This is a genomic window from Acidovorax sp. GW821-FHT09B03, from assembly GCF_059418305.1.
On the sequence record NZ_JBWKPP010000023.1, the window covers coordinates 24,224 to 38,399 of the forward strand.

Sequence of the window (14,176 nt, forward strand, 5' to 3'; positions counted from 1 at the left end):
AAAACATGCACATTCAACCGCGCTGGTGGGTCGGTCTGGGCGTGTACCTTGCCTACCTGGGCTGGGTCTTCGCTGCATGGACTTACCTGGGCATCGACTACGCATCGCTGGGTTCGCAGGCCAACCTGCTGCGCGGCGTCATCGTGCCGCTGGGCATTGCTGCCATGGCGCTGTGTGCCTTCAATGCGCTGGCAGGGTGGTGGCCGCAGGCGACCCGCGAGTCACCGCTGCGCCGGCCCCTGTACCTGGCCGCAGTGCTGCTGCCCATGCTCGGGTTCATCGGCATGAACCTGTACAGCACGGTCTGGGCGGCCATCGGCATGGAGCACGTGCTGGTGCTGGCCGCCGCCATGCTGCTGGTGGGGTTCTGCGAAGAAATGGTGCACCGTGGCATCCTGCTGGTGGGCCTGCGCCATTCGCTGCGCTCCGAGGCCTGGGTGTGGTTCTGGTCGAGCACCCTGTTCGGCCTGCTGCACGCCACCAACGCCTTCTTCGGCCTGGGCGCGGCGGCCCTGGTGCAGGTGGCTCTGGCCTTTTGCGCGGGCACGGGGCTGTACCTCGTGCGCAGGCTCACCGGCAACCTGTGGGTGGCGATGGCGTTGCACGCCCTGTGGGATTTTTCGAGCATCGCGCACGGGCTGGCGAAGGGCCCCCAGAGCCTTGGCGCGCTCGTCTTTCTGGGCGGCACCTATGTGGCTTCCATCGCCGTGGTGGTGCTGGTCTTGCGCCGCGGGCCGGCGGCGGCACCGGCGGGGACCACCTGACGAGGAGCGGCTGACAGAATCGAGCCAAGCGCCCCTGGCGCCAGCAATGACCGACGCGCCGCGATGACGGGCTTGCCGAAGCCCGGCAGGCATTCATGCAGAATGCCCAATCCATTGTCGTCGGGGGGTCTTCATGGTGCTGCGTTTGCGAGTGGCCGCGCTGCTACTGGGTCTGGCCGTGGTAGGGCCCGCGGCCGCCGGGGAGGAGAGCGAAAGCCACATCAGCCGCCCAGGCCTGTTCTTTGCCTGGCTGTCGCCCGACCTGGGTGCCGTCGTGGTCCGTGCGGACGATGCTGCCCATTTGCGCGCTCTGGCGCGGCACTGCCGTGCGGGTCGGCCGGTGTTTGCCCTGCAGACCGGCGAGAAGCACCTGTGCCAGATCGAGGTGCCCAAGGGCCCGTCGGGTGGCGAACAGTGGGAGGAAGTCAGGGCCACGGTGCAGGGCGGACCGGCCCGGTTCAATACCCGGCAGTACCGGCTGTTCTCCATCCAGCCCCCGCAAACGACGCAGTGGGTTACCCGTCGGGTCACTGCGCCTGAGGTGCAGGCCCTCGAGGGCCTGCTGCAGTCGGACGCACGCAAGTGGGCGGCGGTGAGGAAACAGTCGAAGCTGGCCGCCGCAACGGTGGTACACAAGCCCGGCGGCCAGGGCCTGGCCATTGTGGTGCCCGGCGAGTGGGTGAAGGACAGCGCCGCCGAATACCGCGCGCGCAGACACCATGTGTTCACGAAAGACCGCAACGGCTACGCCTACCAGGGCGAGGTGCCGGCCAAGGTGGCCAGCTTCGTCGACCTGGACGGCGCAGACCTTCCGGGGCTGGTGGTCAGCGAGGGCTGCGACGGCTGGTGCATCACGCTCTGGAGCCTGGCCGGCGGGCTGCGGCAGGTGGGCCGGTTCGGCGGGCATTGAGGGGGGCGGCTACCGCTACTGCGGCACCAGCCCCGCCGCCTTCACCAGCTCCGCATGGACCTTGATCTCCTGCGTGATCGCCTCCTTGAGCTGCTGGCTGGTGCCGGGCGCGACTTCCATGCCGCTGGCGGCCAGCTTGGCCTTGGTGTCGGCATCGGCCAGGGCGGCGTGCGCGGCGCGCTGCAGCCGGTCGATGACGGGCTGGGGTGTCTTGGCCGGGGCGAGCAGGCCGACCCAGGCCGAGAGGTTCATCTCGGGTGCGCCGGCTTCGGCCATGGTGGGGGTCTGGGGCAGGGTGCCGGTGCGCTGCGCCGCCATCAGCCCAAGCGCATGCAGCTTGCCCGACTGGATGTGCGGCAGCGCCTCGGGCAGCACGGCAAACAGCATGTCCACCGTGCCGGCCAGGGCGTCGTTGATGGCCGGGGCGCCGCCCTTGTAGGGCACGTGCAGCAGGTCGGTCTTGGTGCGGGTGGTGAACATCAGCCCCGCCAGGTGCTGCGGGCTGCCGTCGCCCGATGAGGCGTAGGTGAGCTTGCCGGGTGCGGCCTTGGCGGCGGCCAGCACGGCGGCGACGGTGGGGAATTTCTGCTTGTCCTTGACCACCAGCACCATGGGCTGGTTGACGAACTTGGTGACGGGCACGAAGTCGGCTTCAGGATCGTAGGGCAGGGTCTTGAAAATGCTCTTGTTGGTGGTGAGGAACGAGGCCGGCGAGACCATCAGCGTGTAGCCGTCGGGCGCGGCGCGCGACACCAGCGGTGTGCCGATCTGCCCGGATGCCCCCGCCTTGTTGTCCACCACGAAAGGCTGGCCCAGCTCGGCCGCCATCTTCTGCGTGACCACGCGCGCGATCATGTCGGCGCTGCCGCCCGCGGGCAGGGCCACGATGACCTTGACGGGGCGGTCGGGGTAGGGCGCCTGTGCGAAGGCGCTGGCTGTGCTGCCCATGGCGAGCGTGGCCAGGGTGAGTGTGAAGACGGAGCGCCGAAGTTGCATGACAAAAACTCCCCAAAGGAATGGAACAGGGCAGGCGCGCTTTCTTGCAAGCCTGCGTCAATCGGTTTGCGTACCCACAACCCTCACCTGAAAGAGGTATAGCGCAGGTCGATGGGTTCAAGCAAGTCCTGTACCAAAGGGGTGTGGGGAACCGGCGCCGCGGCCCTCAGGCTGGGTCCACCACTGCATCGACCTCCAGCTCGATCCACACCCCATCGGGCAGGCTGGCCACGCCGATGGCGCTGCGGGCCGGCAGGGCCTGCTGCGGGAAGGCAATGGCCAGCACGTCGGACGCGGCGTCGAGCACCTGGGGATGTGCGCCGAAGCCCGGCGCGGAGCGCACGAAGCCGCGCAGGCGCACCACGTGCTGCACGCGGGCCAGCTCGCCGCCGCAGGCGGTGCGCAGCGCGGCCAGGGTGTTGAGCATGGCCACGGTGGCCGCATGGCGCGCGGGCTGCAGGTCGCCGCCTGCCTCGCAGATGCCGGCCAGGGCCTGGCCGGCGATGCGGCTGGTCTGGCCGCTCACCGCCACCCAGTGCTGGCCCGCCACCGCGTGCACGTGGCAGGGCGCATAGCTGCCGCGCGGCTGCGGCGCGGGCGGCAGCGCCAGGCCGGCTGCGGCCAGGCGTTCCTCGGGCGTGGTGTGCGGGGATGGGTGCTTGTTCATGCGGCCACCCCGGCGACTTCGCCGCTGAGCCAGCAGCCCGCGACCGTGCCCTGCGCATCGAAACGGGGGCGCACCGCGATGGCCGATGGGCGGCCCATGGCGTCGCCCTGGCGCACGGTGCAGACCACGGGCGCTGCGGCAGTGCCTGTCGGGATCGCGCCGGCGGCCGCCAGGTGCCCCCACAGGGCGGCGGCGGCAATGCCGGTGGCCGCGTCTTCGGGGTAGCCCGAGCTCTTGGGGAACTGGCGCGCGAAGACCGTGGTGGCGTTCTCCAGCGCGTAGGGGTACAGGCCGGTGGAGGCGATCGCCGCGCAGGTGGATTCCATGGCTGCGAAGTCCGGCGCCAGGGCGTTCAGCGCGGCCACTTCGGGCAGGGGCACCAGGGTCTTCACGCGGCTGGTGGCGGCGTTGGTGGTGGGCCGGGGCGTGGCGTCGTGAAGGCGCAGGGTGCGGGCCACCAGGGCGGCAGCGCTGGCGTCCAGCACCTCTTCGCGCACGGCGGGCTGCGATATCCACACGCGCTGGCCTGCAGCGTCCCACTCCACGTCCACCAGGCCGCTCATCGTCTGCACACGGGCCGTGGGCGTGGTCCACAGGCCCCAGCGGCGCAATGCCCACAGCGTGCCCACGGTGGCGTGGCCGCACATCTCCATCTCGTGGTGCGGCACGAAAAAGCGCAGGCGCCAGTCGGCGCCGGGCACATCGACCGGCAGCACGAAGGCCGACTCGTGCCCATGGGCACGGGCCACCTCCTGCATCTGCGCGGCATCCATGCCGCGCGCATCGGCCACCAGCGGCACGGGGTTGCCGCCGCCCGGGCCGTTGACGAACACGCGGATCAGAACGACCTGGCCGGCGGCAGGCAGCGAGGCGGGAAGGGGGAGGGTGTGCTCAGTCAACGCGGGCTCCCACGGTTTTGGCGATGCGGCCCCAGTAGGCGGTATCGCGCACCACGGCGGCTGCCAGCGCATCGGGCGTGCCAGGTGCGGCGTTCACGCCCAGCGCGGCCAGTTCAGCGGCCACGGCGCGGTCAGACAGCACGCTGTTGAGTGCCTGGTTGAAGCGCTCCACCACCGCCTTGGGTGTCTGCGCGGGAAAGACGATGCCGTACCACAGCGACTGATCGAACCCCGGCAGGCCCTGCTGCTGGAAGGTGGGCACGCCAGTGAGCAGCGCATTGGGCGCGGTGGTGGCCACGGCGTGGATGCGGCCCGCGCGGATGTAGGGCACCAGGCCGGCAGGGTTGTCGAACATCAGTTGCACCTGGCCCGAGATCAGGTCGGTGTAGGCCGGTGCCGCGCCGCGGTAGGGGATGTGCACCAGCGGCACCTTGGCCACGGCTTTGAACTGATCGCCCAGCAGGTGCGAGACCGTGCCCGCGCCCACCGAGGCGAAGCTGAAGCCCTCGGGCCTGGCCTTGAGCGCCGCCAGCAGGGCCTTGGTGTCGGGCTTGCCCAGCGCGCCCGTGGTGGCCAGCACATAGGGCGATGTGCCGATGAAGCCGGCATAGGCAAAGTCCTTGGCCGGGTCGAACGGCAGCTTGGGGTACACGCTCACGCTGACCGCGTGGGTGCTGGTGGTGGCCACGCCGGCGGTGTAGCCATCGGCCGGGGCGCGGGCCACCAGGGCCGAGCCCAGGGTGCCGCCTGCGCCTGCGCGGTTGTCGATCACCAGGGGCTGGCCCAGCTCCTTTTGCAGCCGGGGCTGCAGCGCGCGCACCACCAGGTCGGTGCCGCCACCGGCCGGGAAGGGCACGACCAGGGAGATGGGCTTGGCGGGCCAGGCGGGTGTCTGCGCGAGCAAGGGCGCGCAGGTGCCGGCCAGGGCAATGGTCAGCAGGGCGGCCCTGCGGAGGCGGACAATGGGGGGCGAGGCAGGCATGAGGAACTCCATCACGAAGGAGATCCCATGCTAGGAACCGGCGGGCGATCCGGACAACCAGGATGCGACAGGCCGCGATCCGATTTGCGACAGGCGCCGCAAGCGGGTCAATGGGCTACGGCTTTCAGCAGGCGCGTGAGGTGGCCGCTGGTCGCAAACCCGAGCTGCACGCTCACCTGCGCCAGCGGCAGGCCCATGGCCAGCAAGCGGCGCGCATGCGCGGCCAGCATCTGCCGGCGCAGCGCCACGGGGCTCTGGCCGAACTCGTCCTGGCAGGCGCGCTGCAGTTGGCGTGTGGAGGTGCCCAGCTCGCAGGCGATGGCATCGATGCCGGGCAGGGGCTCGTTCCAGTCCAGCGCCTGGGCAAAGCGCGCCGCCATCTGCCGTGCGGGGGAGCGGGGCCGCGCCAGTTCCAGCGGGCGGGCGCGGGTGATCTGCCGCACCACGGCCTGTACCAGCGGCTCGGCGGCGCGCGGGTCGAGGGCGGGGGCCAGCAGCGCGTCCAGCATGGCCAGCGCTGCGGCATCGAGCCGCAGGGCACCCCGGCCGGTGAGCGCACGCGCGATCTCGGGCGCCAGGTAGAGCTCGCCATGCTCCTGCTGCTGCGTGGTGGACTGTGTGCGGTGGGCCGTTGAGACGGGCAGCAGGATGGCTTGGCTGCGCGTGAGCAGCATCTGCTCGAAGCCACCCGCGCCACCCGGTTCGCCTTCCGGCTGCCAGGCGCTGTGCAGCGCGCCCTTGCGCGGCCACAGCAGCATGGCGCAGTCGTGCACATGCCAGTCGAACTCGTAGTGCGCCTGGCGGCTGTGACGCAGCGCAAAGCCCTGGGCCGCCAACTGGGGCAGCTTGGGGGAGAGCTGGGGTGGGCGCGGGGCAGCGGGGCTCGTCATGTCAACAATGCCTTTGCAGGGATCGTGCCAGATGCGCCCGCCGCCTGCAATCTCAGGCGGTGGCCGGCTGCGGCTGCCCCAGCGAGCGCAGGATGTCGCGCACCATCTGGGCGCGGTCCTTGGGGTCCTTGAGCTCGCGTTCGATGCGCAGCTTCTCGTTGCCCGCCAGCTTGATGTGCTTGTTCTTCTGGATCAGCTCGATGATGCGCATCGGGTCGATGGGCGGCTGCGGCTTGAAGGTGATGTTGATGACGCCCGGGGCGGCATCCACTTTGACCACGCCATAGGGCTGGCTCAGCACACGCAGGCGGTGCACGTCGATGAGGGTCTGGGCCTGCGGCGGCAGCTTGCCGAAACGGTCCACGATCTCTTCGAGCAGGCCGTCGATCTGGTCGGGGTTCTTGGCGGTGGCCAGCTTCTTGTAGAACGACAGGCGCAGGTGCACGTCGCCGCAGTAGTCGTCGGGCAGCAGGGCGGGGGCGTGCAGGTTGATGTCGGTGGTGACCGACAGGGGCGAGAGCAGGTCCGGCTCCTTGCCGGCCTTGAGCGCCTTGACGGCTTCGTTGAGCATCTCGTTGTAGAGCTGAAAGCCCACCTCCAGCATGTTGCCGCTCTGGTTCTCGCCCAGCACCTCACCGGCGCCGCGGATCTCCAGGTCGTGCATGGCCAGGTAGAAGCCGCTGCCCAGTTCCTCCATCTGCTGGATGGCATCCAGACGCTGGGCGGCGTGCTTGGTCAGGCCCTCGGTGTCGGGCACCATGAGGTAGGCATACGCCTGGTGGTGGCTGCGGCCCACGCGGCCGCGCAGCTGGTGCAGCTGCGCCAGGCCGAACTTGTCGGCGCGGCTCATGATGATGGTGTTGGCCGTGGGCACGTCGATCCCGGTCTCGATGATGGTCGAGCACAAGAGGATGTTGTAGCGCTGGGCCACGAAGTCGCGCATTACGCGTTCGAGCTCGCGCTCGGGCATCTGGCCGTGGGCCACGGCGATGCGGGCCTCGGGCAGGATTTCTTCGAGCTTCTGGCGGCGGTTCTCGATGGTCTCCACCTCGTTGTGCAGGAAGTAGACCTGCCCGCCGCGCTTCAGTTCGCGCAGCACCGCCTCGCGGATCACGCCCGTGCCCTCGTTGCGCACGAAGGTCTTGATCGCCAGGCGCCGCTGCGGCGCGGTGGCGATGACCGACAGGTCACGCAGGCCTTCGAGCGCCATGCCCAGCGTGCGCGGGATGGGCGTGGCCGTGAGGGTGAGCACGTCCACCTCGGCGCGCAGGGCCTTCATCTGCTCCTTGTGGCGCACGCCGAAGCGGTGCTCCTCGTCGATGATGAGCAGGCCCAGGTTGTGGAACTTGGTGGATTCGGAAAGCAGCTTGTGCGTGCCGACCACGATGTCCACCGTGCCGTCGCCGATGCCCTTGATGGCCGAGGTGATCTCCTTGCCCGAGCGAAAGCGCGAGACCTCGGCCACCTTCACTGGCCACTTGCCAAAGCGGTCCACCAGGGTCTGGTAGTGCTGCTCGGCCAGCAGGGTTGTGGGCGCGAGGAAGGCCACCTGCTTGCCGCCCGTGACGGCCACGAAGGCCGCGCGCAGCGCCACCTCGGTCTTGCCGAAGCCCACGTCGCCGCAGACCAGGCGGTCCATGGGGCGGGGGCTGATCATGTCCTGGATCACCGCATGGATGGCGGCGTTCTGGTCGGCGGTTTCCTCAAAGCCGAAGTCGTTGGCAAAGGTTTCGTAGTCCTGCGGGCTGTAGCGGAAGGCGTGGCCCTCGCGCGCGGCGCGGCGGGCGTAGATGTTGAGCAGCTCGGCCGCGCTGTCGCGCACCTGCTCGGCGGCCTTGCGCTTGGCCTTTTCCCACTGGCCGCTCCCGAGCTTGTGCAGCGGCGCCTCGTCGGCGCTCACGCCGGTGTATCGGCTGATGAGCTGCAGCTGGCTCACGGGCACGTAGAGCACGGCCTTGTCGGCGTACTCCAGGTGCAGAAACTCCTGCATGGCGGGCGTTCCGTCGGGGTTCTTGTTGCCCACGTCCATGTTGACCAGGCCGCGGTAGCGGCCGATGCCGTGCGCGCTGTGCACCACGGGGTCGCCCACGTTGAGCTCGGCCAGGTCCTTGATCAGCGCCTCGACGTCGCTCACCTGCTCCTGCTTCTTGCGCCGGCGCGTGGTGGGGCCGGCGGCAAACAGCTCGGTCTCGGTGACGAAGTCGATGCCGTCCTCGACCCAGCTGAAGCCCACGGTGAGGCCGGCGGTGGCGATGCCCACCTTTTCGTCGGCCGTGCCCTGGAACTCGGCCAGCGAGTCGAAGGCCGGAGGGTTCACGCCGCTGGCGCGCAGAAAGTCGAGCAGGCTCTCGCGCCGGCCGGCGCTTTCGGCCAGCAGCAGCACGCGGTGTTGCGTGTTGCGGATGTGGGCGTGCAGGCGGGCCAGCGGGTCCTCGGCCCCGCGCACCACCGACAGGTCGCCGAGCTTGTGGAAGTGCGGGTTGTCATCCACGTCCTCCACGCCGGGGCGGATGGACAGCTGCGCATGCTCCTTGGCGCGCGTGTAGAACTGGTCGGCCGAGAGGAACAGCGCCTCGGGCGGCAAGGTCGGGCGCTCGGGGTCGCCCTGCACCAGGCGAAAGCGGTCTTTCGTGTCCTGCCAGAAGCGCTGGAAGGCGGGCTCCAGGTCGCCGTGCAGCACCACGGTGGCCTCGCCGCCCAGGTAGTCGAACACGGTGGCCGTCTCGTCGAAGAACAGCGGCAGGTAGTACTCGATGCCGGCCGTGGCCACGCCAGCGCCCATGTCCTTGTAGATGCGGCTCTTGGTCGGGTCGCCTTCGAGCATTTCGCGCCAGCGGCTGCGGAACTTGGCGCGCGCCTCGTCGTCCATGGGGAACTCGCGGCCTGGCAGCAGGCGCACCTCGGGCACGGGGTACAGGCTGCGCTGGCTGTCGGGGTCGAAGGTGCGGATGCTGTCGATCTCGTTGTCGAACAGGTCCACCCGGAAGGGCACCAGCGAGCCCATGGGGAACAGGTCGATCAGCCCGCCGCGCACCGCGTACTCGCCCGGGCTCACCACCTGCGAGACATGGCTGTAGCCGGCCAGCGTGAGCTGGGCCTTGAATTTCGCCTCGTCGAGCTTTTGCTTGACCTTGAAGTGGAAGGTGTAGCCGGCCAGGAAGGACGGCGGGGCGAGGCGGTACAGCGCCGTGGTGGCGGGCACCAGCACCACGTCGGCGCCGGTGTCCTTGTCCTTCTGGCTGATGCGCCACAGCGTGGCCAGGCGCTCGCTGATCAGGTCCTGGTGCGGCGAGAAGGTGTCGTAGGGCAGCGTCTCCCAGTCCGGGAACAGCGCGCAGCGCAGCGTGGGCGCGAAGAACGCCATTTCCTCGATGAGGCGCTGCGCATCGGTGGCGTCGGCCGTGACGATGGCGGTGGTGCGGCCTGCCGCCTTGTCACGTTCGGCCAGGCGGGCCAGCAGCAGCGAATCGGCGCTGCCCACGGGGCGGGGCAGGGTGAAGCGTTTTCCGGGGGAGAGTTTGGGCAGTTCCATGCGGACGGAGTCGGTCGTCTGGGCCACCGCATCCCCAGGGGCGCGAGACGCGCACGGGCTGGATGGGGGGCAACGGGGCATTTTAGGTGGTGCAGGGCATCTTTGCTCCAGGGCGTGTCAGCATGGATTTCGGCCCCTGCGTACAGGTTGTGACAAGTGCCGCGCCGTTGGTCGCCCCTGGCCTTTCACTCGTCGGCCGGCGCTCCTGGCCGCAGGTGGGCGTCTTACACTCCCGCGCCAGGAGGAGGAAGCCCCTTGAGCACACTGAGCACGCAGCACCTGCACGACCGGCATCTGGACAGCGCCCTGGACGAACTGCTGGCCAATGCCCGACTGGCCGCCGTGGCCGGCCACGCGGGCGAGGCCCTGGCCGCGCTCTACCTGCTGCGCGAAGGCGCATGGCGTCTGCCGGCGCATGGCGCGCTGGTGACGCAGGTGCAGCGGCTGCTGCCCCTGGTGGCCCTGCTGGCCGGCAAGGCTTGCCCTGCGGTGGGCGAGCAGGAGGCGATGGACACCGCGCAACTGGCCGACTGGGCCAGCGAGCAGTCCGGGCAACTGCTGCAGTCCCTGGTCCTGCCGGGCCGCCTGCAGCTGGCGCCCGCGGGCGAAGGCTGGTCGCCCGACTTCCTCGCCACCCTGGTGCAGCGCCAGGGTGCGGCGGGCGAGCCGCAGCCGCACCGGGCTTTTGGCGTTTTTTGCATGGATGCAGAGCTGGTGCTCAAGGCGCGCATCGCCCGGCAGTGGGGTACGGCATCGCACGCCATGGGCGACGAGGTGCCCACGGCCGACGACCTGATCGCCCTGGGCCTGCCCGAAGACGAGGTGGCCGCCATGCTGGCGCAGCTGCAGTCGGCCGGCCAGATCGACGTTGCGCCCGTGGCCGAGGCCACGGACACCTTGGACATCGCGCGTGCCATGGCCGGCTACCTGCGTGCCACGGGCTTTGCCGGTGGCTACCTGGTGCACAGCATCTGGCAGGCCAGCTGGCTGCTGCTGGCAGGGCAGGGGCGTGAGGGCGACGCCACCGAGGTGGCAGCCGCCTGGCTGGCCCACGATGCGCCGGCTGCTGCCAGCGGGCTGCTCGACTTGGCTGTGGTGCCTGCCACTGGCCAGCTGCTGCGCGGGGGCCGCCTGGCGCCGGCCGTGGGCGCGGATGCGCAGGCCGTGGCCGCATGGCGTGCGGCCCTGGCTACCCGAGCGGCCCCCGCACCTGGGGCAGTGTCTGAACCGCCCGTGGTGGTGGCGGGCACGCCCACGGAGTCGCGCGACGCCTGGCGGGCCCGCCTGCAGGGCACGCCGCTGGCGGCACTCGACTGGCTGGCGCTGCCGGTACCTGGCCATGCGGGCGCGGCCAGTGGCGAAATTGCCTGGGCGGCCCAGGTGCCGGTGCTGGAACGCGAGGCGCTGTGGCAGGCGGCGCGCACGCTGGTGGAGCTGGGCAGCGGCCGCTGGCCCGTGGTGACGACCCTCTGGACCGGGAGCACCGAGGCACCGGACGCCGAGGCACTGGCTGAAGACCTGTTCATGCGCTTCCCCTATGAGCAGGGTGCGGCGCGCGATGATGTGTCGCCCCGTTCCTTTGTCTCGACCGCGCGCGTCTTCGACCCCGAAGACCTGCTGGCCGAGCTGGTGGAGGGCTCGTACCCCCTGGAGGAAGAGGACCAGTTGCAGGCCTGGCGTAGCGAACTCGCGGCGGCAGGTGTCTCGCCCGACGCAGCAGGGTTCGACGCCGCCTGGGCCGACTGTGCGGGCGACCGCCTGCGCTTCGAGCGCTGGCTGGCCGCGCTCGAAGCATCCCATGGCGCCGCCGACCCCGAGCGCGGCCGCCAGGAGCGCTTCGACCCCGACAACGCCTGGCTGGTGCTGCTGCCCACGCCCCACAGCGAAGAAGCGCTGGCCTACCTGCACTGGTACGGCATGGAGCGCGGCCCCGCCGACGGCTTCATCGCGCTGCTGCGCCGCTGGCGCGAGCAGCACGGCGCCGAGCTGTGGGCCCACTACGGAACCATGCTCGAATTCGCGGTGCGCCGGCCGCCCGAGGACTTCGACACCGCCCTGGCGCTGGCACGCGAGCACGACCTGGCCGCGCCCTGCACCCTGGCCCTGCCCGGCATCGCGCTGCGCCACCATGCGCTGGGGCTGGTCGGGCATGGCACCTGGTTCCTGCATGAGCGGCCTTGAGGCACCGGGCGTGGAACGGGGTCAACGCTCTTAAAATGGCCCCCTCATGACCATCGACCCGCTGCTGCAACCCTCGCTCGCCACCCCGCACGCCCCCACGTCGGGGCCGGGGCGCTTCTGGGCCCTGGTGCCCTGTGCGGGTACGGGCTCGCGCGCGGTGGCGGCGCCCCCTGCGGCACCGGCGGGCTCCACCATCTCGGCCTTCGGCGCGCTGGCCGGGGCCGCGGGCGAGCCCCTTGCGCCAGCCCCGCAACAGTTGCCCAAGCAGTACCACCTGGTGGCGGGCCACCCCATGGTCATGCACACGCTGGCCGCCTTTGCGGGCGTGGGCCGCCTGGCCGGCACGCTGGTGGCCGTGGCACCGGGCGATCGCTACCTGGATGCGCACGAGCACCCCTCTTACTTCGTGGTGGATTGCGGGGGCCCGACGCGCGCAGCCACCGTGCAGGGCGGCCTCAGGGCATTGCAGGAGCGGGGCGCCCAGCGCGATGACTGGGTGCTGGTGCACGATGCGGCGCGCTGCCTGGTCACGGCCGAGCAGATCGACCGGCTCATCGACGCCTGTGCGCACGATTCCGTGGGCGGCCTGCTGGCCCACCAACTGGCCGACACGCTCAAGACCTCGATCGACGGGCCGGGCGGCGTGCGCGTGGCCTCCACCGTGGACCGCAGCAACAAGTGGCTGGCGCAGACGCCGCAGATGTTCCGCATCGGCCCGCTGCTCGATGCGCTGGCCCGCGTGGGTACCAATGTGACCGACGAGGCCGGCGCCATGGAGGCCATGGGCCTGCACCCGCGCCTGGTGCCCGGCGGCGCGCAGAACTTCAAGGTGACCTACCCCGACGACTTCGCACTGGCCGAGGCCGTGCTGGCCCAGCGCGGCTACGGCACCACGCTGGCGCGCTTTGGCGGCGAGCGCGGGCTGGGCGCCAGCGAAACCGGGCGCAAGACGATTTTTTAAGAGCGGCTAACACAACTCTTCTGGCGTCGTTGCTGCGTCTTGTCGTACTACCCGTACTGCCTGCGACGCAGCGCCTAGCCAGAACCGCTTTGCTGAGTTTTGTTATCCGCTCTAAGACCGCGCAAGCGAATGTATGACTTCGCGCCCCGTGTGGGCGCGTGGAAAGGAACGCATGAATTTCAGAATTGGGGAAGGTTGGGACACGCACGCACTGGTGCCGGGCCGTGCCTTGGTGATCGGCGGCGTCACGATTCCCCACACCATGGGCCTGCTTGGCCATTCCGATGCAGACGTGCTGCTGCATGCCATCACCGACGCCATCCTGGGTGCGGCGGGCCTGGGCGACATCGGCCGGCATTTCCCGGACACCGACGCCCAGTTCCGCGGGGCCGACTCGGCCGTGCTGCTGGCCGAGGCCGCGCGCCGCGTGCGTGCCGCGGGCTACACCATCGGCAATGTCGACAGCACCGTGGTGGCCCAGGCCCCGCGCCTGGCTGCGCACATCCCGGGCATGCGCGAGTGCATTGCGAAGGCGCTCGAAGTGGAGCCCGACCAGGTCAACGTGAAGGCCAAGACAGCCGAGCGCCTGGGCCCCGTGGGGCAGGGCCTGGCGATGGAGGCGCGCGCGGCCGCGCTGATCTACAAGGCCTGAGCTTCGGCAGCCCAGGCTGCCACATAGCCTGGCGTGGCCGCCGTGTTCTGCGGGTCCGCCACGGGCGCGCCGCGCACCTGCACCAGCGGCAGCACGCCGGCCCACACCGGGTGCTGCATGTCTTCTTCATCGTCCACCGGCGGGCCGCTGCGCACCTTGCAGGCGGCTTCGTCGAGGGCGATGCGCATTACGGTGGTGGCGGCAAACTCCTTGTCGTTGCCTGGGCGGATCTCGGCTTGGCGGCCCAGGGCCAGGTGGTCCATCAGCGCTGCCAGCGATGCGTGCTTGTCGGCCACGGGCTCGAAGCGGCCATACACCATGGCCGAGCGGTAGTTCATCGAGTGGTTGAAGGCCGAGCGCGCCAGCACCAGCCCGTCAAGGTGGGTAATGGTCACGCAGGCGTCGATGCCTTTGCCCAGCCACTTGATCAGGCGCCCGCCGTTGGAGCCATGGATGTAAAGGTGCTCCCCTTCGCGCCAGCAGGCCGTGGGGAGGCAGTGCGTGCCCTTGTCGTCGGCAAAGGCTACATGGCACAGGTAGGCCGCGTCGATGATGGCGTGCAGCGTGGCGCGGTCGTAGCGGGCGTTCTCGGCCACGCGGCGCACGCGGGTGCGGTCGGTCGGGGGCAGGGCGGTGGCAGGGGTGTCGTTCACGGGGCGTTTTTCCGATCAGAGTGGGTCAACAAGGGAGCGGAATTTAGGGCCTTCGTGGTGCCAGAATAAGACCCACGACACCACTATTT

The 14,176-nt window shown here is 70.2% G+C and carries 12 protein-coding genes; 5 read left to right on the forward strand and 7 right to left on the reverse strand.

The features are described 5' to 3' along the window. The first annotated feature begins 5 nt into the window (after window positions 1-5). Window positions 6-764, forward strand: a complete 759-nt coding sequence (locus AC07PA_RS28635) for a CPBP family intramembrane glutamic endopeptidase (protein ID WP_494606651.1) — start codon at window positions 6-8, stop codon at window positions 762-764. A gap of 133 nt (window positions 765-897) precedes the next feature. Next, window positions 898-1,674: a hypothetical protein gene (locus AC07PA_RS28640; RefSeq protein ID WP_494655405.1), complete on the forward strand. Its 777-nt coding sequence runs from the start codon at window positions 898-900 to the stop codon at window positions 1,672-1,674. A gap of 15 nt (window positions 1,675-1,689) precedes the next feature. Here the strand turns inward: AC07PA_RS28640 and AC07PA_RS28645 are convergent, their stop codons facing one another. The 6 genes from AC07PA_RS28645 to mfd form a co-directional block, all read right to left on the reverse strand. Further along, window positions 1,690-2,670 (reverse strand): Bug family tripartite tricarboxylate transporter substrate binding protein, encoded by a 981-nt coding sequence (locus tag AC07PA_RS28645; protein WP_494606647.1) that lies wholly within the window; start codon window positions 2,668-2,670, stop codon window positions 1,690-1,692. A 166-nt stretch (window positions 2,671-2,836) separates the two neighbouring features. Then, a complete protein-coding gene (locus AC07PA_RS28650; protein ID WP_494606645.1) occupies window positions 2,837-3,337 on the reverse strand; it encodes a RidA family protein in 501 nt (166 codons plus the stop codon). Further along, a complete protein-coding gene (locus tag AC07PA_RS28655; RefSeq protein WP_494606643.1) occupies window positions 3,334-4,236 on the reverse strand; it encodes a PhzF family phenazine biosynthesis protein in 903 nt (300 codons plus the stop codon). The genes AC07PA_RS28650 and AC07PA_RS28655 overlap by 4 nt, the downstream gene beginning before the upstream one ends. Beyond that, on the reverse strand, window positions 4,229-5,218 hold the full coding sequence (locus tag AC07PA_RS28660) for a Bug family tripartite tricarboxylate transporter substrate binding protein (RefSeq protein ID WP_494606641.1): 990 nt from the start codon (window positions 5,216-5,218) through the stop codon (window positions 4,229-4,231). The genes AC07PA_RS28655 and AC07PA_RS28660 overlap by 8 nt, the downstream gene beginning before the upstream one ends. Before the next feature lie 107 nt (window positions 5,219-5,325). Next, window positions 5,326-6,108 (reverse strand): helix-turn-helix transcriptional regulator, encoded by a 783-nt coding sequence (locus tag AC07PA_RS28665; protein WP_494606639.1) that lies wholly within the window; start codon window positions 6,106-6,108, stop codon window positions 5,326-5,328. 52 nt (window positions 6,109-6,160) lie between these two features. Next, complete coding sequence (gene mfd / locus AC07PA_RS28670; RefSeq protein WP_007851506.1) at window positions 6,161-9,640, reverse strand: transcription-repair coupling factor; 3,480 nt, start codon at window positions 9,638-9,640, stop codon at window positions 6,161-6,163. A 255-nt stretch (window positions 9,641-9,895) separates the two neighbouring features. Between mfd and AC07PA_RS28675 the strand changes: the two genes are divergently transcribed. From AC07PA_RS28675 to ispF, 3 genes are all read left to right on the forward strand, one after another. Beyond that, a complete protein-coding gene (locus AC07PA_RS28675; RefSeq protein WP_494606637.1) occupies window positions 9,896-11,821 on the forward strand; it encodes a DUF4253 domain-containing protein in 1,926 nt (641 codons plus the stop codon). A 46-nt stretch (window positions 11,822-11,867) separates the two neighbouring features. Further along, complete coding sequence (locus AC07PA_RS28680; RefSeq protein WP_494606635.1) at window positions 11,868-12,782, forward strand: IspD/TarI family cytidylyltransferase; 915 nt, start codon at window positions 11,868-11,870, stop codon at window positions 12,780-12,782. Window positions 12,783-12,954: 172 nt separating this feature from the next. Further along, the gene (gene ispF / locus AC07PA_RS28685) at window positions 12,955-13,434 is read left to right on the forward strand and encodes a 2-C-methyl-D-erythritol 2,4-cyclodiphosphate synthase (RefSeq protein WP_494606633.1); all 480 of its coding nucleotides are present in this window, start codon (window positions 12,955-12,957) and stop codon (window positions 13,432-13,434) included. On the opposite strand, the gene AC07PA_RS28690 is transcribed toward ispF, so the two are convergent. Further along, on the reverse strand, window positions 13,422-14,087 hold the full coding sequence (locus tag AC07PA_RS28690) for a pyridoxamine 5'-phosphate oxidase family protein (protein WP_494606631.1): 666 nt from the start codon (window positions 14,085-14,087) through the stop codon (window positions 13,422-13,424). The two genes, ispF and AC07PA_RS28690, sit on opposite strands and share 13 nt — an antisense overlap. Window positions 14,088-14,176: the final 89 nt, after the last annotated feature.

What these genes read in the sequence shown, in the direction of transcription:
- AC07PA_RS28635 (WP_494606651.1), top strand. Translation starts at nt 6, where the DNA reads ATGCACATTCAACCGCGCTGGTGGGTCGGTCTGGGCGTGTACCTTGCC.
- AC07PA_RS28640 (WP_494655405.1), top strand. Translation starts at nt 898, where the DNA reads ATGGTGCTGCGTTTGCGAGTGGCCGCGCTGCTACTGGGTCTGGCCGTG.
- AC07PA_RS28645 (WP_494606647.1), bottom strand. Translation starts at nt 2,670, where the DNA reads ATGCAACTTCGGCGCTCCGTCTTCACACTCACCCTGGCCACGCTCGCC.
- AC07PA_RS28650 (WP_494606645.1), bottom strand. Translation starts at nt 3,337, where the DNA reads ATGAACAAGCACCCATCCCCGCACACCACGCCCGAGGAACGCCTGGCC.
- AC07PA_RS28660 (WP_494606641.1), bottom strand. Translation starts at nt 5,218, where the DNA reads ATGCCTGCCTCGCCCCCCATTGTCCGCCTCCGCAGGGCCGCCCTGCTG.
- AC07PA_RS28665 (WP_494606639.1), bottom strand. Translation starts at nt 6,108, where the DNA reads ATGACGAGCCCCGCTGCCCCGCGCCCACCCCAGCTCTCCCCCAAGCTG.
- mfd (WP_007851506.1), bottom strand. Translation starts at nt 9,640, where the DNA reads ATGGAACTGCCCAAACTCTCCCCCGGAAAACGCTTCACCCTGCCCCGC.
- AC07PA_RS28680 (WP_494606635.1), top strand. Translation starts at nt 11,868, where the DNA reads ATGACCATCGACCCGCTGCTGCAACCCTCGCTCGCCACCCCGCACGCC.
- ispF (WP_494606633.1), top strand. Translation starts at nt 12,955, where the DNA reads ATGAATTTCAGAATTGGGGAAGGTTGGGACACGCACGCACTGGTGCCG.